General features: G+C 30.3%; 19 protein-coding genes. 9 read left to right on the top strand and 10 right to left on the bottom strand.

The window, feature by feature from the left end:
- Positions 1–14 precede the first annotated feature (14 nt).
- A complete protein-coding gene (locus Q0997_RS18640; protein ID WP_299891791.1) occupies positions 15–389 on the bottom strand; it encodes an RNA-binding S4 domain-containing protein in 375 nt (124 codons plus the stop codon).
- A gap of 79 nt (positions 390–468) precedes the next feature.
- On the opposite strand from Q0997_RS18640, the gene Q0997_RS18645 reads away from it, so the two are divergent.
- Positions 469–1578, top strand: coding sequence for a hypothetical protein (locus Q0997_RS18645; RefSeq protein ID WP_299891793.1), 1110 nt, complete (start codon positions 469–471; stop codon positions 1576–1578).
- Between the two features lie 54 nt (positions 1579–1632).
- On the opposite strand, the gene Q0997_RS18650 is transcribed toward Q0997_RS18645, so the two are convergent.
- The 3 genes from Q0997_RS18650 to Q0997_RS18660 form a co-directional block, all read right to left on the bottom strand.
- The gene (locus Q0997_RS18650; RefSeq protein ID WP_299891795.1) at positions 1633–2274 is read right to left on the bottom strand and encodes an outer membrane beta-barrel protein; all 642 of its coding nucleotides are present in this window, start codon (positions 2272–2274) and stop codon (positions 1633–1635) included.
- Between the two features lie 137 nt (positions 2275–2411).
- A complete protein-coding gene (locus Q0997_RS18655; RefSeq protein WP_299891798.1) occupies positions 2412–3365 on the bottom strand; it encodes a transketolase family protein in 954 nt (317 codons plus the stop codon).
- Positions 3366–3385: 20 nt separating this feature from the next.
- On the bottom strand, positions 3386–4231 hold the full coding sequence (locus Q0997_RS18660) for a transketolase (protein WP_299891801.1): 846 nt from the start codon (positions 4229–4231) through the stop codon (positions 3386–3388).
- A 204-nt stretch (positions 4232–4435) separates the two neighbouring features.
- Between Q0997_RS18660 and tgt the strand changes: the two genes are divergently transcribed.
- From tgt to Q0997_RS18700, 8 genes are all read left to right on the top strand, one after another.
- On the top strand, positions 4436–5566 hold the full coding sequence (gene tgt / locus Q0997_RS18665) for a tRNA guanosine(34) transglycosylase Tgt (RefSeq protein ID WP_299891803.1): 1131 nt from the start codon (positions 4436–4438) through the stop codon (positions 5564–5566).
- 3 nt (positions 5567–5569) lie between these two features.
- Positions 5570–6643, top strand: coding sequence for an LptF/LptG family permease (locus Q0997_RS18670; protein ID WP_299891805.1), 1074 nt, complete (start codon positions 5570–5572; stop codon positions 6641–6643).
- Positions 6630–7532, top strand: a complete 903-nt coding sequence (locus tag Q0997_RS18675) for a DMT family transporter (protein WP_299891807.1) — start codon at positions 6630–6632, stop codon at positions 7530–7532. Before Q0997_RS18670 ends, Q0997_RS18675 begins: the two co-directional genes overlap by 14 nt.
- A 99-nt stretch (positions 7533–7631) precedes the next feature.
- Complete coding sequence (locus Q0997_RS18680) at positions 7632–8585, top strand: acetyl-CoA carboxylase carboxyltransferase subunit alpha (RefSeq protein WP_299891809.1); 954 nt, start codon at positions 7632–7634, stop codon at positions 8583–8585.
- A 168-nt stretch (positions 8586–8753) separates the two neighbouring features.
- On the top strand, positions 8754–10286 hold the full coding sequence (gene dnaB / locus Q0997_RS18685; protein WP_299891811.1) for a replicative DNA helicase: 1533 nt from the start codon (positions 8754–8756) through the stop codon (positions 10284–10286).
- Between the two features lie 87 nt (positions 10287–10373).
- A complete protein-coding gene (locus Q0997_RS18690; RefSeq protein ID WP_299891813.1) occupies positions 10374–11402 on the top strand; it encodes an AI-2E family transporter in 1029 nt (342 codons plus the stop codon).
- A 113-nt stretch (positions 11403–11515) separates the two neighbouring features.
- Entirely contained in the window at positions 11516–12772 is a 1257-nt protein-coding gene (locus Q0997_RS18695) for an asparagine synthetase B (RefSeq protein ID WP_299891816.1), read from the top strand.
- Positions 12773–12783: 11 nt separating this feature from the next.
- Positions 12784–13053 carry an EF-hand domain-containing protein gene (locus tag Q0997_RS18700; protein ID WP_299891818.1) on the top strand — a complete coding sequence of 90 codons (270 nt, stop codon included), beginning with the start codon at positions 12784–12786 and terminating at the stop codon, positions 13051–13053.
- Between the two features lie 4 nt (positions 13054–13057).
- On the opposite strand, the gene Q0997_RS18705 is transcribed toward Q0997_RS18700, so the two are convergent.
- The 6 genes from Q0997_RS18705 to thrS form a co-directional block, all read right to left on the bottom strand.
- Entirely contained in the window at positions 13058–13861 is an 804-nt protein-coding gene (locus Q0997_RS18705) for an HAD family hydrolase (protein WP_299891821.1), read from the bottom strand.
- 153 nt (positions 13862–14014) lie between these two features.
- Positions 14015–15196: a T9SS type A sorting domain-containing protein gene (locus Q0997_RS18710; RefSeq protein WP_299891823.1), complete on the bottom strand. Its 1182-nt coding sequence runs from the start codon at positions 15194–15196 to the stop codon at positions 14015–14017.
- 200 nt (positions 15197–15396) lie between these two features.
- The gene (gene rplT / locus Q0997_RS18715) at positions 15397–15741 is read right to left on the bottom strand and encodes a 50S ribosomal protein L20 (protein ID WP_299891826.1); all 345 of its coding nucleotides are present in this window, start codon (positions 15739–15741) and stop codon (positions 15397–15399) included.
- A 108-nt stretch (positions 15742–15849) separates the two neighbouring features.
- Positions 15850–16047: a 50S ribosomal protein L35 gene (gene rpmI, locus Q0997_RS18720; protein ID WP_299891829.1), complete on the bottom strand. Its 198-nt coding sequence runs from the start codon at positions 16045–16047 to the stop codon at positions 15850–15852.
- Positions 16048–16119: 72 nt separating this feature from the next.
- Entirely contained in the window at positions 16120–16629 is a 510-nt protein-coding gene (infC, locus tag Q0997_RS18725) for a translation initiation factor IF-3 (protein ID WP_299891837.1), read from the bottom strand.
- A gap of 71 nt (positions 16630–16700) precedes the next feature.
- The gene (gene thrS / locus Q0997_RS18730) at positions 16701–18635 is read right to left on the bottom strand and encodes a threonine--tRNA ligase (protein WP_299891832.1); all 1935 of its coding nucleotides are present in this window, start codon (positions 18633–18635) and stop codon (positions 16701–16703) included.
- Positions 18636–18888: the final 253 nt, after the last annotated feature.

The raw sequence follows: 18888 nt of genomic DNA on the forward strand, positions 1-18888 counted from the left end.
AAATTTATTAGAGTTTAAGAATCATTTTCATTAAAAATATCTTCAATATCTCTTCTGTCTTTTTTTGTTGGTCTACCAGTTCCTTTTTTACGATAATAATCTTTAGCATATCTTAATAATTCTTGTGCTTCAAATTCAGATTTAGGAGTTGTATCAACTCTATAAATATCTACTAATTTAGCTCCAAGTCTATTTGGTGGAATGTCTAAAACCTTTAACGAATAGTTTACTTGCTCTTTCCTTACAGTAATTATATCTGTTGGATAAACATCTCTACTTGGTTTAACTACTTGATCATTAATTTTTACATGCCCTTTTTTACAAGCTGTAGTTGCTATATTTCTAGTCTTGAAATATCTTAAACACCATAAATACTTATCTATTCGCATATAATTTATCTAAAATCTACGTTAATGATATTGTGCAAGATTATTATTAAACTTATCTTGCGCTCAAAAATAAGCAAAAATGAACGTAAGGAAATTTTTAACACCTATTTTATTACTATCTATAGTAATAATATCTTGTAAACCAGATGATGATGCTGTTTCACAAACGCCAGATCGTGATAGGCAAGAAGTGTATGATGAAAACATTATTGAAATCGAAGAATATCTTTCTACTCATTTTTTTAATTATGAGGATTTTGCATTAAATGCGGCTTATAGCGATTTTTCTATGACACCAGCAACTATTACTCCTAATGATGAATTTGAAGTTGTTTTTGATACTATAGATGAAAATAATATGGATAAAACTCCTATTATTGATTTTTTAAATGCATCTACTTTTCCTAAATTAATTGCTAAGACAATTACTCAAGACAATGTAGATTATAAATTATATATTTTACAGTTAAGAGGTAGTGTAGACGATATTAATGCATTAGGGAATAATATACATCCTTTGGATGAAGCTGTCGTAGAATATAATGGGTTTTTACCAGATGGAGATTCATTTGATAAAGCAGTGTTTCCAATTTCTTTTAATTTAACTACAGTTGGATCTATTGGAGGTGTAGTTACTGGATTTAGAGAAGCTTTAATTGAATTCAAAACATCTGTAGGCTTTACTGAGAATACCGATACTAGTGGAAACCCTGATGGAACTATAACAAATCATAATCACGGAATTGGAGCTGTTTTTATTCCTTCTGGTTTAGGATACTTTAGAAATGCACCTTTAGGTGTGCCAAGCTATTCTCCAATATTTTTCACTTTCAATACTATAGATAGAAATGATACTGATTTTGATTTAGATAACGTACCATCTTACTTAGAGGATTTAAATAATAATGAAGATGGAGAAGATGATAATACAGATGGAGATTCAGCTCCTGATTATATTGATAATGACGATGATAATGATGGTGTTCTTACGAGAGATGAAGATGTAGATGAAGATGACGATCCAACCAACGATGATACAGATTTAGACACTATACCTAATTATTTAGATGATGATGATGATGGAGATGGTATTTTAAGTAAAAATGAAGATGCTAATAATGATGGTCTTATTACTAATGATGATACCGATGGTGACGGAATACCAAATTATTTAGATTCAGATTCTTAATTAGTAAGAGTTATATAATAAAAAAAGCCCAACATATATGTTGGGCTTTTTTTATTATAAATCAAAAGATAAACTTAAAATTAATTGATTTGCTCTAGTATCTAATCTATCAGAAGTTACTGAGGAATTATTAGTGATAATTGTTGCTTCATTATCACTAAACCCTCGTTCATATCTTAGGTCTATTCCTATACGATTAAAATTTACTGCAACTCCAAAATTTAATCCAACAGAAAAATCATTTTCAATTTGAGATATTCTAGCGTTATCTAATTCAGAGTCTAAAATATATTGAAAAGCAGGACCTGCAAATGCATATAAGGGACCAATGATTTTAACACCAACTAAAACAGGAGCATCTATTTTTTGTAAATTAAAATCTCCTATAGAATATTCACTCTTGGTTTTAGTATATACTAACTCTGGTTTTATATAGATTCTATTAACACCTAGCTTACCAAATAACCCAATGTGATATCCTACTGAGGCAGATGGATCTTCGCTAGCCATAGATATTGAATTAAAGTAATTGCCGTTAGAATTGTAATTTACTCCAGCTCTTACACCAAAAGCATTTCCTTTTTGAGCAATAACAGATGTAATTGTAAATAAAAATAGAAAGGCGCAAAAAAACACTTTTTTATTCAAGTCAATTTTGTATTGTAAGTGATTACTAAACTTTTTAAAAGTATTCATAATAATTCGTTTTAATGATTCAATAATAATAAAACGAAAACAGTATTAAAATATTTTCTTCAAAAGGGTATTGAAATAAAAAAGGATGAAAAACGTGTTAAGTCATTTCATCCTTTTTAGTAATATTATAAAAGTAATTATTTCCTTTTAATAGCTTTTTCACAAGCTTTTACTATAGCATCACTATTTAGTCCATATTTCTCCATAAGTTGTGCTGGTGTACCAGATTCTCCAAAAGTATCATTTGTAGCTACAAATTCTTGAGGAGTAGGTTTGTGTTGCGATAAAACTCTTGCTACACTTTCTCCAAGCCCACCTAAATGATTATGCTCTTCGGCAGTAACAATGCATTTTGTCTTACTAACAGAGTCTATAATAGCCTTAGCATCTAAAGGTTTAATAGTATGAATATTAATAATTTCTGCAGAAATTCCTTTTTCATTTAAAGCTTTTGCTGCTTCTAAGGCTTCCCAAACTAAATGACCAGTTGCAACAATTGTAACATCGTTACCATCTTGTAGGTGTAAAGCTTTACCTATTTCAAATTTTTGGTTTTCAGGAGTAAAATTGGCAACTTTTGGTCTTCCAAAACGTAAGTAAACTGGACCATGGTGTTCTGCTATTGCAATTGTAGCAGCTTTAGTTTGATTATAATCACATGGGTTAATAACAGTCATACCTGGTAACATTTTCATTAACCCTATATCTTCAAGAATTTGGTGTGTAGCACCATCTTCTCCTAAAGTTAAACCTGCATGTGATGCACAGATCTTTACATTTTTATCAGAGTAAGCAACACTTTGTCTAATTTGATCGTAAACACGACCTGTAGAAAAGTTTGCAAACGTTCCTGTAAAAGGTATTTTTCCTCCAATAGTTAAACCAGCAGCTAAACCTATCATATTGGCTTCAGCAATACCAACTTGAAAGAAACGTTCTGGGTGATTTTTTTTGAAATCATCCATTTTTAAAGAACCAATCAAATCTGCACATAGTGCAACAACATTTTCATTAGTTTTTCCTAATTCAGTTAGTCCAGCTCCAAATCCTGAACGTGTATCTTTATTTCCTTGATTTTCGTATGTTTTCATTTTTGTCTAGATTGGTAGTTTTAGTAATCTCCTAAAGTTTCAGTGTTTTGTGCTAATCCTATTGCTAATTGTTCATCATTAGGAGCTTTACCATGCCATGCGTGTGTATGCATCATAAAATCGACACCATTACCCATTACTGTTTTTAATAACACACAAATTGGTTTCCCTTTGCCTGTTAATGCTTTAGCTTCTGCCATTCCTTTTAATATGGCGTCAACATTATTACCTTCTTCTATTTCAATTACGGTCCAACCAAAAGCTTCAAATTTTCCTTTTACACTTCCCATTGGTAAAACAGTATCAGTAGAACCATCAATTTGTTGTCCATTTAAATCTACTGTAGCAATTATGTTGTCTACTTTATTACCAGCAGCATACATAATGGCTTCCCAATTTTGACCTTCTTGTAATTCTCCATCACCATGTAAACTATAAACTATATGGTTACAACCATTTAGTTTTTTAGCTTGAGCTGCTCCTAAAGCAACGCTCATACCTTGACCTAAAGATCCAGATGCAATACGAACACCCGGTAATCCTTCATGAGTAGTAGGATGGCCTTGTAAACGAGTATTTATTATGCGAAAAGTATTTAACTCTTCTACTGGAAAATAACCAGCTCTGGCTAAAACGCTATAATAAACAGGAGAGATATGTCCATTAGAAAGGAAAAATAAATCCTCACCAATACCATCCATATCAAAATCATCTTTTCTATCCATGATTTCATTGTAGAGCGTTACAAAAAATTCTGCACAGCCAAGAGAACCGCCAGGATGACCAGAATTTACTTTGTGTACCATTCGCAGAATATCTCTACGAACTTGAGTTGTAATGTTTTCTAATTGTTGTGTTGTTGCCATTATTTTTAGCTTGGTTTATAAAGCATCAAAAATAACTTTTTGATAAGGGTTTACAAAGACTCTAACAATGCACTTATTAACGAATTGATATGATTTGCTAACAATTGAAAAAAAGCTGCGTTAGAAAACAAGAAGAATTTTATTAAATGTTTAAGATGGTATGAGATATAGTTAATTATCTTTGCCTTCGGAATAATTTAGAATATGACCTTCGATTTAAAAGCAAAAGACACTCAAAGTAATGCTAGAGCAGGAGTTATTACTACCGATCATGGTGTAATTGAAACCCCTATTTTTATGCCAGTTGGTACTGTAGCATCAGTTAAAGGAGTACATCAACGTGAACTCAAAAATGATATTAATCCAGATATTATATTAGGTAATACTTATCATCTATATTTAAGACCTCAAATAGAGGTTCTTGAAAAAGCTGGTGGATTGCATAAGTTTATGAACTGGGATAGGAATATTCTAACAGATTCTGGAGGATATCAAGTGTACTCATTGTCTTCAAGACGTAAAATTAAAGAAGAAGGTGTCAAGTTTAAATCTCATATAGACGGGAGTTATCATACATTTACTCCAGAAAATGTGATGGAAATACAACGTAGTATTGGAGCCGATATTATTATGGCTTTTGATGAATGTACTCCTTATCCTTGTGATTATAATTATGCTAAACGATCAATGCATATGACGCATCGTTGGTTAGATCGATGTATTAATCATTTAGAAAAGGTGCCTTTTAAATACGATTATTCGCAAGCATTCTTTCCAATCGTACAGGGTAGTACCTATAAAGATTTAAGAAAACAATCTGCAGAGTATATAGCAAATGCAGGTGCTGTAGGTAACGCTATTGGAGGTTTATCTGTAGGTGAACCAGCTGAAGAAATGTATGCAATGACAGAAGTTGTAACAGATATTTTGCCTGAAGATAAACCGCGTTATTTAATGGGAGTTGGAACACCTATTAATATTCTTGAAAACATAGCCTTAGGTGTCGATATGTTTGATTGTGTTATGCCAACACGAAATGCAAGAAATGGAATGTTGTTTACAGCACATGGAACTATAAATATTAAAAATTTAAAATGGAGAGACGATTTTTCTCCTTTGGATGAAATGGGAATTACATGGGTAGATTTAGACTACTCTAAGGCTTATGTACGTCATTTATTTAGTGTTAACGAAAGACTAGCTGGACAAATAGCAACAATTCATAATTTAGGATTTTATTTATGGTTGGTTCGAGAAGCTAGAAAACATATATTAGCAGGAGATTTTAGAATTTGGAAAGACAAAATGGTTAAACAAATGGACAAAAGACTTTAGAGAGTGAAGATTCTTGATTGGTACATATTAAAGCGTTATTTGCTCACTTTTGTAATGATGATTTTGTTATTCATTCCTATTGGAATAACTGTTCATCTTGCTGAAAAAATTGGAAAAATTCTTGAAAATAATGCGCCTTTAGATGAAACGCTACTATATTTCTTAGATTTCACAATCTACTTTGCCCATTTATTATTTCCATTATTTTTATTCTTGTCTGTTATTTGGTTCACATCAAAACTTGCGAATAATACAGAGGTTATAGCTTTTCTAAGTTCTGGTGTTTCTTTTACCAGGTTTTTAAGGCCTTATTTAATAGGCGCAACAATAGTGGCTATGTTTTCAATTTTATTAGGATTGTATTTGGCTCCAGTTGCAAGTAAAGGATTTAACGATTTTCAATATAAATATCTAAAACGTAATAAAAATAAGACACAAAGTAATGTCTTAAAGCAAATTAATGATAATGAAATTATTTATGTTAGCAGTTTCGATCCCATAAAAAAAAGTGGATCGAATTTTACATTGGAGCATTTTGAAGAAGGTAAAATGACATATAAAATTAGTGCTAGTAATATTAAATATGTTGAAAAAGATAGTAGTTATAGACTAAGAACTTACCTTAAAAGAATAATAGGAGAAAATAAAGACGACTTAATTATTGAAAGAAAAAAAGATACTCTGTTTACGTTCGAATTAGAAGACTTGGTTCCAGAAGAATATATTGCAGAAACATTAAGGTATAATGAACTAGTTAAATTTATTGATAGAGAAGAAAAAAGAGGGTCTACAAATATTGGACGTTATAAATTAGAACTATATAGAAAATGGAGTTTACCAGTTTCAGTATTTATTTTAACAATTATAGCGGTAGCAGTATCATCAAAAAAACGACGCGGTGGAATGGGAGTTAATCTTGCCTTTGGTATTTGTATTGCTATGATTTTTGTGTTTTTTGATAAAATATTTGGTACTATGGCATCTCAATCAGATTTTTCACCATTAATTGCAGTATGGTTTCCAAACTTTTTATTTGGTATTTTAGCAGCTATTCTATTATATAATGCTAAACGATAAACTTAAAAATCAACTTCATTTACATTTTTTAGTCTTTATTGCAGGTTTTACTGCAATTTTAGGAAAATTAATTACTATTGAAGCTGTATCATTAGTGTGGTATAGAATGTTAATAGCATCAGCTTTAATGTTTATCTATATTAAACTGATGAAGATAGATATTAATATAGATAAGAAATCACTTATTAAATTGTCTATCGCTGGAGTTATTATTGCCTTGCATTGGATAACCTTTTTTGCTTCAATTGATGCAGCTAATGTCTCTATAGCATTAGCAATGTTTTCTACTGGTGCGTTTTTTGCCTCTTTTATAGAACCTATAATTTATAAGCGAAAAATAATTTGGTACGAAATACTTTTCGGAATAATTGTTATAATAGGAGTATGCATTATACTTCAAAGCGAAATGAAATATATTACAGGTATGCTTTTAGGTATTGCCTCAGCATTTTTCTCCTCTTTATTTGCTGTGCTAAACGGAAAATTCCTAGAAAAACATTCTGCAACTAAGATTTCATTTTATGAATTTATTAGTGGAGTTGTTTTTATTACACTTTTTATTCAACTATTTGGTAAAGGCTTTTCTTCAGATTATTTTTTGTTAAGTTTAAATGATTTTTGGTACTTATTTATTTTAGCATCTATTTGTACAGCTTATGCTTTTATTGCATCTGTATATGTAATGAAAGAGATTAGCCCGTATACAGTAGTCTTAACATATAATTTAGAACCTATTTACGGCGTTATTATAGCACTTATTCTTTTTCCAGAGACAGAAAGTATGTCTTCAAATTTTTATTACGGAGCGATAATAATATTGTTTACAGTCGTACTTAATGGTATTTTAAAAAATGTCAAAGCACTGAAATTGAATAGAACTAAAGTATAATTTTAATTAAGATTTGTATTTCCTGTTAATTGGGAATATGAAATAGAAAAAATGTGTATTTTTGTACGCTAACTAAAACAAAAAACAAATAATTCTCGAATGGAATATTTAGAATTTGAATTACCTATAAAGGAGCTAGAAGAACAGTTGGATAAATGTCAGGTTATTGGACAAGAGAGTGATGTAGATGTAACTGAGACTTGTAAACAAATAGAGAAGAAGCTTGTAGAAACAAAAAAAGATATTTATAAAAACTTGACACCGTGGCAGCGTGTTCAAATGTCAAGACATCCTAATAGACCTTACACTCTTGATTATATTAATGCATTATGTGGAGACTCTTTTTTAGAATTACATGGAGATCGAAACTTCAAGGATGATAAAGCCATGATTGGTGGTTTAGGTAAAATTGGAGATCAAAGTTTTATGATTATTGGTCAACAAAAAGGATTTAATACTAAAACACGACAGTATAGAAACTTTGGTATGGCTAATCCTGAAGGATACCGTAAAGCGTTACGTTTAATGCAATCTGCAGAAAAATTTGGTATTCCAGTTATTACTCTATTAGATACACCTGGAGCATATCCTGGATTAGAAGCAGAAGAAAGAGGTCAAGGAGAAGCTATTGCTAGAAATATTTTAGAGATGACACGTTTAAAAGTGCCAATTATAACTGTTGTTATAGGTGAAGGTGCTTCTGGTGGCGCATTAGGAATAGGAGTTGGAGATAAAGTATTAATGTTAGAAAATACATGGTATTCTGTTATTTCTCCAGAATCATGTTCTTCTATTTTATGGCGTAGTTGGGAATTTAAAGAAACTGCAGCTGAAGCTTTAAAACTTACAGCAACAGATATGAAGAAAATGAAATTGGTAGATGAAATTGTTAAAGAACCATTAGGTGGAGCACATAGTGATAGAGAAAAAACGTTTTTAACTGTTCGTGATGCCATTTTAAAATCTTTTGATGAATTTAAAAACTTATCACCAAAAGAATTGGTAGATCAAAGGATGGATAAATATTCTAAAATGGGTGTCTTTAAAGGCTAGCAGCAATAAACCCTCAAAATCTTAAAATCTGAAAGCCAGTCTTTCAGATTTTTTTATGCTTATTAACAATAAAATCGAGTTATCAACAGTTAAAATGTTGACTACGTGTGAAGATTGAACAACATTATAATTCACATTCTCGTAACAATTTTTTTACATTCGTTGTCTATGAAACAACCTAACCAAATAAAAGGATATAAAGTTGATAAAAGTACTATTATCAATCTTGAGAAAGGTAAAATACCGCCTCAAGCTATTGATTTAGAAGAGGTTGTGCTTGGGGCGATGATGATTGATAAAAAAGGTGTTGATGAAGTTATCGATATTTTAAGTCCAGATGCTTTTTATAAAGAAGCACATCAGCATATTTTTGAAGCAATTTTTATGTTATTTCAAGAGAGTCAACCAATTGACTTATTAACTGTTTCTACACAATTAAAGTCTAATGCAAAGTTAGATTTGGCTGGTGGTGATTTTTACCTTATTTCATTAACACAAAAAGTATCTTCTTCTGCACATATAGAATTTCATGCACGTATTATATTACAGAAGTTTATTCAGCGTAGTTTAATAAAAATCTCAAGTGAGATTATTGAAGAATCTTATGATGAGACACAGGATGTTTTTGATTTATTAGATAAAGCAGAATCTAAATTATACGAAGTAACGCAAGGTAATATTAAAAAATCCAGCGAGACAGCTCAGGATTTAGTAATTCAAGCAAAGAAAAAAATTGAAGAAATTTCAAAAAAGGAGGGAATGAGTGGTATTCCTTCAGGTTTTGATAAACTTGATAAATTAACATCTGGATGGCAACCAAGTGATTTAATTATTGTTGCAGCACGTCCTGGTATGGGTAAAACAGCTTTTACTTTAACTATGGCTAGAAATGTAGCCGTTAATTCTAATATTCCAGTAGCATTTTTCTCTTTGGAGATGGCATCTGTACAGTTAATAACACGTTTAATTTCTAGTGAAACTGGATTGTCTTCAGAAAAATTAAGAACAGGCAAACTAGAAAAGCATGAATGGGAACAACTTAATGTTAAAGTTAAAGCATTAGAAAAAGCACCATTATTTATAGATGATACGCCTTCACTTTCTATTTTTGATCTTAGAGCAAAAGCAAGACGTTTGGCCTCTCAACATGGTATAAAAATGATAATGATAGATTATCTACAGCTAATGACTGCTGCAGGTAATGGTGGAAATAGAGAGCAAGAAATTTCTACAATTTCTCGTAATTTAAAAGCACTAGCAAAAGAATTAATGGTGCCAGTAATTGCACTATCGCAATTATCTCGTGCTGTTGAGACTCGTGGAGGAAGTAAAAGACCATTACTTTCCGATCTTCGTGAATCTGGTGCCATTGAGCAAGATGCAGATATTGTGTCGTTCATTTATCGTCCAGAATATTATAAAATTGATGAATGGGATGATGATGAACATTCGCCAACAGCAGGACAAGGTGAATTTATTGTGGCAAAACACCGTAATGGTGGATTAGAAAATATTCGTTTGAAGTTTATTGGACATTTAGGTAAGTTCGATAATCTTGACGATTTTGATACACCATTTGGAAATGAATTTCACTCTAAAATGAATGCAGCTGCAAATGATGATACTTTTAAAGCAGATAGATTTACACCATCTCCGGAAGATGCATTTGGTACTCCTGAAGATGATGATGTACCATTTTAATTAAATTTCATAGACTTAATAGTTAACTTTAAACTATTTTTACGACTCAGTTTCAATTAGAAACTCTCAATCAAACAATCATATGTAATGGATAGAATCCGTACCACTAATTTTTTATTATTAATAATAGTCATTCCAATAGTATTTTACTTGTTAAAAATACTATCGTTTATATTTATTCCATTAGTATTTTCAATGTTCGTTGCATTATTGTTTTTGCCTTTAATGCGTTTTTTAAAACGAAGAAATGTACCTAAATTAATAAGTATTATTATTGTAATTGTTATAATTCTATTAGGTTTAAAACTAGGAGTAGAGTTAGTAAAATTGTCTAGTAAACAAATAATGGAAACAGATTCTTCATTTCTTGAAAATGCAGAAAATAAAGTAAATGATTTAGTGTATGAGGTAGAATCTATTTTTGGTATAGAAAGTTCACAAACAGAAAATAAAAAACTATCACGTTTTTTAAATAAAGATGCAGTTTTTAAAAACTTTGGAAGTACATTAAATTTTATAAGTAAAACTTTAACAGCGCTATTAATGACTGTTTTTTTTGTCGTTCTTTGGTTAGCTGAATCTATTAATATAGAGAATCTTCTTAATAAAACATTAATAAAAAAGAGACACGCCTCTATAAAAACCTTTATTAAAATAGAAAACGATTTGATAAAGTTTATTAAAGTTAAATTTTTAGTAAGTTTTTTAACTGGTGTTTTTACAGGTTTAGCCTGCTATTTCTTTGATGTTAGTTTTCCTATATTTTGGGGATTATTTGCTTTTTTAATAAATTTTGTACAAATGGTAGGCTCTTTTATAACGGTTATATTATTGTCTCTTTTTGCTTTTGTAGAACTAGAACCTTCTAGCACATTATTATTTTTTATACTATCAATTACTGGAACACAAGTATTGTATGGTAGCATTTTAGAACCTATTTTTATGGGGAAGTCATTTTCTATAAATGTAATTACAGTACTTGTTATGCTCATGTTTTGGGGTTTTATATGGGGTGTGCCAGGTTTAATAATGGCAATTCCTATTACAGTGTTTCTTAAAATTATTTTTGAGCAATTTAAAAGTACTAGAGGTATTGCAAAACTCATTTCTGCATAGCTATTGCATGTAATATTAACTTTTTAGCTTCAAAAAAGGAATAATTTTTGATTATCTTTCTGCATGACTATTTAAGTGTCTTTTATAAAAAAGAAAGTCTCTAAAACATAATTATGAAAAAAATATTTTTCTTATTAATATTTTTAATAAGCTCACAGCTCTATGCTTCGTATATCCTTATTCCAATGGATGCCGAAACACAAGAAAACCATTTAAAAGCTTATGGAATTACATATTGGACTTTAGCTCAAAATATAAAAGTAAAGTGGCTACTTAACTATCGGGGTGGTTCTTTTTTACTTCCAGATAATGATAAAATAAAAAAAGAATGTAAAATTAGAGGTGTAAGTTTTGAGGTTTTAAGTAACAATAAAGCAGAAAGTATTCTTCAAGAAATTAGTAGTCCAAGTAAAAATATGGAAGCAGTTGTTCTTGAAAAAGCTCCAAAAATAGCAGTATATACACCAAGAGGAAAATTACCTTGGGATGATGCTGTTACCATGGTTTTAAGTTATGCTGAAATCCCTTATGATACCGTTTACGATGAGCAAGTATTAAAAGATGAATTGGTATTATACGATTGGTTGCATTTACATCATGAAGATTTTACTGGTCAGTATGGTAAATTTTACCGTATGTATAGAACTGCTGCATGGTATATAGAAGAGAAAAAAGAAGCAGAAGCTTTAGCCGAAAAATTAGGATATAGTAAAGTATCTGAAGAGAAAAGAGATGTAGCCTTGAAAATTAGAGATTATGTAGTAGGAGGTGGTTTTATGTTTGCTATGTGTAGTGCAACAGATAGTTTTGATATAGCCCTTTCTGCTGAAAATACAGATATATGTGAGCCAATGTTTGATGGAGATGGTAGTGATGCTAATTATCAATCTAAAATAGATTTTCGTAAAACATTTGCATTTAAAGACTATACTCTAGAGCGTAGCCCAATGGTGTATGAGTTTTCAAGTATTGATATGACTAGGAAACGTAAAATTCCTAAGCAAACAGATTATTTTTCGCTTATGGATTTTTCTGCAAAATGGGATCCTATTCCAACAATGTTATGTCAAAACCATACTGCTTTAGTAAAAGGATTTATGGGACAAACAACTTCTTTTACGCGAGAGGAAATTAAGAGTAATGTATTAGTAATGGGTGAGAATAGAACTAATGGAGAAGCGAAATATATCCATGGTATTAAAGGAAAAGGTTTTTTTACTTTTTATGGCGGTCATGATCCCGAAGATTATACACATAAAGTTGGTGATCCTAAAACGGAATTAGATTTGCACCCTACATCTCCAGGTTACAGACTTATTTTAAATAATGTATTATTTCCTGCTGCTAAAAAGAAAAAGCAGAAAACTTAAAAGATTAAGAAATGGCAACAAAAGAATTAATTTTAAATAAAATCCAGATACTAATTACTAATCATTTTGAATCTCCTGAAGAAGCATTTCATTTTTTTGACAAAAATGAAGATGGAAAGCTCTCTAAAAAAGAAATAAAATCATTACTTAAAAAAGCAGAAATAAGTGGGTTTTTAAGAGGTATAGTATCTACTAAATTAATAGAAGGGTACGATAAAGATGGAGACGAATTAATTAATTGGGAAGAATTTAAAGCAGCAATAGATGAGATCTCTGAATAAGAGATTAATGTTTACTATTAACTAGTTTTTCTAATATAAATTCAACACCATTTTCATCATTACTTTTTGTAGAAAAATTTGCTGTGTCTTTAACTAAAGGATGTGCATTTTCCATAGCATAACTATATTTTGCAAGTTTAAGCATTTCTAAATCGTTATTGTAATCACCAAAAACCATTGTTTCTTCTGGACTTATATTATATTTCTCCTGAATAAGTTTAATGGCATAACCTTTATTTGCTATGTTTTCTGAAATGTCTACCCAATGATTTGCAGATACTTTTACTTTATATCTATCTTCTAAGTGTTTTACAAAAGGGTAAATATGCCTCTCCGAGCTGTCTTCATTATATAAAGCAATTTTATAAATATCTTCTTTAATCTTAGAAAAATCATCAATTATTATATAGTTAGAATAATACTCATTTAAAAATGTTATTAATGTTTTAGATGTATTCCTAAGATAAGCTTTATTTCGTGTGCAAAAAACAGGATGTGTTTCTTTTAAATTAGTAACTATATTGGTGATTTCAGATATGTTTTTAGAATCGAAAGCATTAGATAAAAGTACAGTGTTATTTTTTATAGCAAGCGCTCCATTTTCTGAAACTATAATAATATCATCTTTAATGCTATCTAATTTGTCAATCATACTATAGTATGGTCTTCCACTTGCAGCAACAAATAAAATATTTTGCAATTTCATTTTTTTGAATAATTCAAAAAAAAGAGGACTTACTTCGTGGTTAGAATTTAGTAATGTTCCATCTAAATCACTAACTACTAATTTTACATTAGATAAACTCATAGTTGTATTTAATATTAGGATTAAAAATAAGATTCTATTATGGTTTATAGGTATTTAAGTATATTAAATTAATGCTAATTAATATTATAAAAAAATCCAATTCTTAGTTGAATTGGATTTTTTTATAATACATAATTTGTTGCTTAGAGCTAATTATTGGATGACTACTTTTTTATTGATAATATCTTTATCCTTAATTTGTATTCTTAAATTGTATATCCCAATTTTATGTTTTGATAAATCAACATTGATTTGTTTTTTTTCAGATTTTATGGTTTTTATAAGTTGACCAGATAAAATATCATAAACATCTATATTTTTAATAGTTTTATCATCTTTAAAATCTATTGTAAAAATACCATTGTTTGGATTTGGGTAAATCTTAATGGTGTTTTCTGGTCCATTATTTATAGATGACTCATACTCTGTAGTAGATTTTCTGGAACGTCTTCTTCCTGTATCCCACTGTTCCACACAGAAACTAAAACATTTAGAACATGTAGTGCCATCTATTAGAGTTGTTGTAATACATATTTTATAACTACCAGGAGTAGCTAAATAACTTACTAAAGACTCACCACTATGAACAATAGTGCCGTCTTTTATTATATTTAAATTTATAGATGAATCATGTGGTTGATCAATCATTTGCAAATTAATAATTGTTTTTCCACTAGAGTGTTCATCTAACCCTAAATTAAATTTTGTATTACAATATGTAGTTTCAGAAAGATCACAAACTCTTAAGTTTTCTAATTTAAGATATGAAGTGGTGAAGCCTTTTTTAAAAACAGACAAGTAATTATGATTATCTGTAGGTGAAAATGTATAAGTATATGTTCTTGTTTCTGGAGGAAAAGGTTTTGTGCCAGAAGAATGTATTTCACTAAGCATGGTTTCCCCAATAATTTCATTTCCAGCTTGAATACCAAATGAAGGTGCTGGACTTGCATCGATATTAGATATATTCGGATGTATAACAGAAGTTACTGTATACGTAATACAGTATTCACGGCCTTGTATAAAATTATAAGCAGAACTTATATATCCAGAATTAATAACATTATAAATAGATATAGCTCCTGTGTCATCAATGAAATATGTACCTGAACCTGAATAATGTATGTTTGGATCTGTAATCGGTTCACTTGTTATTAATGATTGAGCCTGAGAAAAATAATTTTCATTGGGCCAGTCTAAATTGGGGTCGAAAGAAGGGTTTGGTTCTACTACTATATCTAGATCTTCACAATTTCCAGAAACACATTGTGCTTTACTATTATTATAAATAAGTAGAGTAATACATAAAATAATAACGGTTTTTAGTTTTTTCATAATCAAAAAATATTTAGTTATCCTCAATTTTCTTTTCTTGGTTTAAGGATATAGGTTTAGTTTATAACTAGTGCTTCTATTAAAAAAACATTACCCATTTTTTGTTATTATTTTTTATATAAACAAAAAAAGTCCGATTCAATTAAGAACCGGACTTTTACATATAAGTGAAATGATATTATTTAATTGGCAAAATGCCCTTATTTTACTTTTTTCACAATAGCTTCAAAAGCTACAGGGTTGTTCATAGCTAAATCTGCTAAAACCTTACGGTTTAATTCAATATTATTGGCTTTTAATTTCCCCATAAATTGTGAGTAAGACATACCGTGTAAACGAGCTCCTGCGTTAATACGCGTGATCCATAATGCACGAAATGTTCTTTTTTTGTTTCTACGGTCTCTATACGAATATTGCATCGCTTTATCAACCGCATTTTTTGCTACTGTCCAAACGTTTTTACGTCTTCCAAAGTAACCTTTTGCTTGTTTAAGCACCTTTTTTCTTCTGGCTCTTTTGGCAACAGAATTTACTGATCTTGGCATAATTTAAATGTGTTTTGTAGTAGGCGGCCAATAAATTGACACTTTAGTTAAATCTTAGTTTGCCTAACTCCAGGGTTTATAAATAATTTGTAACCTATTAAAATAATATTACTTTAAACGTAACATTACTTTAACATTATTCTCATCAGCTTCGTGAACTAATCCACTATGCGTTAGAGCAAGCTTACGTTTCTTAGACTTCTTTGTTAAGATGTGACTCTTAAACGCGTGCTTTCTTTTTATCTTCCCAGTACCTGTAAGCTTAAAACGCTTTTTAGCACTAGATTTTGTTTTCATTTTAGGCATCTTGTTTCCTAGTTTATTAATTATTTCACTTATAATATTTTAATCCTTTAATTATTAAAAAAGGAATACTATCTATTTTTTTGGAGCGATAAACATAGTCATACGCTTACCTTCTAATCTTGGCATTTGCTCTACCTTACCTAATTCTTCAAGGTCTTGAGCTAAACGCAATAATAATATCTGACCTTGCTCTTTAAAAACAATTGAACGGCCTTTAAAAAATACAAATGCTTTTAACTTAGCACCTTCTTTTAAAAACTTTTCAGCATGTTTCTTCTTAAATTGGTAGTCATGGTCATCTGTTTGAGGACCAAAACGAATTTCTTTTATAACAACTTTTGTCGCTTTCGATTTTAAAGCCTTATCTCGTTTCTTTTGCTCGTAAAGAAACTTTTTATAATCCATTACTTTACATACTGGCGGATCGGCTTTAGGTGAAATCTCAACAAGATCTAATTCTTGTTCTTCAGCAAACGCTAAAGCTTGCTTTGTTGTATAAATACCAACTTCAATGTTGTCTCCAACTAGACGCACTTTTTCTGCTCTAATTTTTGAGTTAATTCTGTGTTGGTCTTCTTTAATGACTCTTAAAGGCCCTTTTGATCTTTTTCTACGTATTGCTATGGCTATAAAATTTTAGTTAAACGTTTATTTTAAAATTGTTTTAATGTCTTATTTATTTCTGTTTTAACAATTTCTGAAAAGTCTTCTACACTTATCGTGCCTAAATCCTCACCTCCATGTTGTCTAACAGATATCTTATTATCTTTCTCTTCATTCTCGCCTATAATAATCATATAAGGCGTTTTCTTCATTTCCGCTTCTCTTATTTTCTTTCCTATAGTTTCACTACGGTTATCTACAAGGGCGCGAATTTCGTAATTTTCTAGCAAAGTTAAAACTTTTTCACCGTATTTTTCATATTTCTCACTAAGAGTTAATATTGAAACTTGAACTGGCATTAGCCAAAGTGGGAAATTACCACCTGTATGTTCTAGTAAAATAGCTATAAAACGTTCCATACTTCCAAAAGGAGCACGATGAATCATTACTGGTCTGTGTAACTCATTGTCACTACCTTTATAGGTTAAATTAAAACGCTCAGGTAAGTTATAATCCACTTGTATAGTTCCTAATTGCCATTGTCTTCCTAATGCATCTTTTACCATGAAATCTAGTTTAGGACCATAAAAAGCTGCCTCACCAGTTTCAATAACGTAATTTAAACCTTTATCTTTAGCTGCGCTAATAATAGCTTGTTCTGCTTTTTCCCAGTTCTCTAGGCTACCTATATACTTCTCAGGGTTTTCAGGGTCTCTTAATGAGACTTGGGCTGTGAAATTTTCAAAACCTAATGAACCAAACACATAAAGAACTAAATCAATAACATTTTTAAACTCTGCGTCTAATTGATCTGGTGTGCAAAATAAGTGAGCATCATCTTGAGTAAAACCTCTAACACGGGTCAAACCATGTAATTCTCCACTTTGTTCATATCTATAGACTGTACCAAATTCAGCATAGCGCTTAGGTAAATCTTTATAAGACCATTGAGCTGCATTATATATCTCACAGTGATGAGGGCAATTCATAGGTTTTAAAAGAAACTCTTCGTCATCTTTTGGTGTTCGGATAGGTTGAAAACTATCTTCTCCATATTTAGCATAATGTCCAGAGGTAACATATAGGTCCTTTTGTCCAATATGCGGACTCATTACCATTTCATATCCTGCTTTTTTTTGTGCAGCTTTTAAAAAATTCTCTAATCGTTCACGTAAAGCAGCTCCTTTAGGAAGCCATAACGGTAGTCCAGCTCCTACTTTTTGAGAAAAAGTAAACAGCTCTAGTTCTTTACCTAGTTTTCTGTGATCTCGTTTTTTTGCTTCTTCTAAAAGAGTTAAATACTCAGTAAGCTCTTTTTGTTTAGGAAAAGTAATTCCGTAAACTCGGGTTAACTGAGGTTTCGTTTCATCTCCTCTCCAATATGCACCAGCAACCGATAATATTTTTGTTGCTTTTATTATACCAGTATTAGGGATGTGTCCTCCACGACATAAATCTGTAAAAGTCGAATGGTCACAAAAAGTAATAGTACCGTCTTCTAAATTCTCAATGAGTTCAGTCTTAAACGAATTATCTTTATATAATTCTAAAGCTTCAGCTTTTGTAGCACTTCTCATTTTAAACTCATGCTTCCCACGAGCAATTTCTAACATTTTATTTTCAATAGTTTTGAAATCTTTATCAGTCAAAGTGTCTTCTCCAAAATCTACATCATAATAAAAACCACGTTCTATAGCCGGTCCAATAGTTAATTTGGCTTTAGGGTATAATTCTTCAATTGCTTGAGCTAAAACGTGTGCAGATGAATGCCAAAAAGCTTTTTTACCTTCATCATTTTTCCAAGTATATAAAATCAAAGAACCATCGGTGGTTAATGGTGTAACAGTTTCAACAGTAGAATTATTAAAGCTAGCAGAAATAACATTTCTTGCTAAGCCTTCACTAATGCTTTTTGCAACATCCATAGGTGTAATATTCGCTTCAAACGATTTTACACTGCCATCAGGTAAAGTAATTTGTATCATATATAGTTTTAAATTCAGTGCGCAAAGATAATAGGTTATAAAGAGACAAGCAATACATATAACTGTAAAATATTAATTTAAAGAAGTAATACTTGTATATACATTTAAGAATTATATAAAAAAGAAAGATTGATTTAAGGCATCAAAAGCAGGTAATAAACTAAAAAGTATTATAAATCCATAAGTAATTGAAAAATGTTAAAAATAGTTGTATATATAATAAGGACAAGAGTGTGTTTTATAAAGTAAAAAA

It is taken from the genome of uncultured Lacinutrix sp., assembly GCF_947500325.1.
Taxonomy (GTDB): Bacteria; Bacteroidota; Bacteroidia; order Flavobacteriales; family Flavobacteriaceae; genus Lacinutrix.

Coding starts and splice junctions, on each gene's coding strand:
- tgt (WP_299891803.1), top strand. CDS start 4,436: ATGACCTTCGATTTAAAAGCAAAAGACACTCAAAGTAATGCTAGAGCA.
- Q0997_RS18640 (WP_299891791.1), bottom strand. CDS start 389: ATGCGAATAGATAAGTATTTATGGTGTTTAAGATATTTCAAGACTAGA.
- Q0997_RS18660 (WP_299891801.1), bottom strand. CDS start 4,231: ATGGCAACAACACAACAATTAGAAAACATTACAACTCAAGTTCGTAGA.
- Q0997_RS18700 (WP_299891818.1), top strand. CDS start 12,784: ATGGCAACAAAAGAATTAATTTTAAATAAAATCCAGATACTAATTACT.
- Q0997_RS18655 (WP_299891798.1), bottom strand. CDS start 3,365: ATGAAAACATACGAAAATCAAGGAAATAAAGATACACGTTCAGGATTT.
- Q0997_RS18680 (WP_299891809.1), top strand. CDS start 7,632: ATGGAATATTTAGAATTTGAATTACCTATAAAGGAGCTAGAAGAACAG.
- Q0997_RS18690 (WP_299891813.1), top strand. CDS start 10,374: ATGGATAGAATCCGTACCACTAATTTTTTATTATTAATAATAGTCATT.
- thrS (WP_299891832.1), bottom strand. CDS start 18,635: ATGATACAAATTACTTTACCTGATGGCAGTGTAAAATCGTTTGAAGCG.
- Q0997_RS18645 (WP_299891793.1), top strand. CDS start 469: ATGAACGTAAGGAAATTTTTAACACCTATTTTATTACTATCTATAGTA.
- Q0997_RS18650 (WP_299891795.1), bottom strand. CDS start 2,274: ATGAATACTTTTAAAAAGTTTAGTAATCACTTACAATACAAAATTGAC.
- Q0997_RS18675 (WP_299891807.1), top strand. CDS start 6,630: ATGCTAAACGATAAACTTAAAAATCAACTTCATTTACATTTTTTAGTC.
- Q0997_RS18710 (WP_299891823.1), bottom strand. CDS start 15,196: ATGAAAAAACTAAAAACCGTTATTATTTTATGTATTACTCTACTTATT.
- Q0997_RS18705 (WP_299891821.1), bottom strand. CDS start 13,861: ATGAGTTTATCTAATGTAAAATTAGTAGTTAGTGATTTAGATGGAACA.
- rpmI (WP_299891829.1), bottom strand. CDS start 16,047: ATGCCTAAAATGAAAACAAAATCTAGTGCTAAAAAGCGTTTTAAGCTT.
- Q0997_RS18695 (WP_299891816.1), top strand. CDS start 11,516: ATGAAAAAAATATTTTTCTTATTAATATTTTTAATAAGCTCACAGCTC.
- dnaB (WP_299891811.1), top strand. CDS start 8,754: ATGAAACAACCTAACCAAATAAAAGGATATAAAGTTGATAAAAGTACT.
- rplT (WP_299891826.1), bottom strand. CDS start 15,741: ATGCCAAGATCAGTAAATTCTGTTGCCAAAAGAGCCAGAAGAAAAAAG.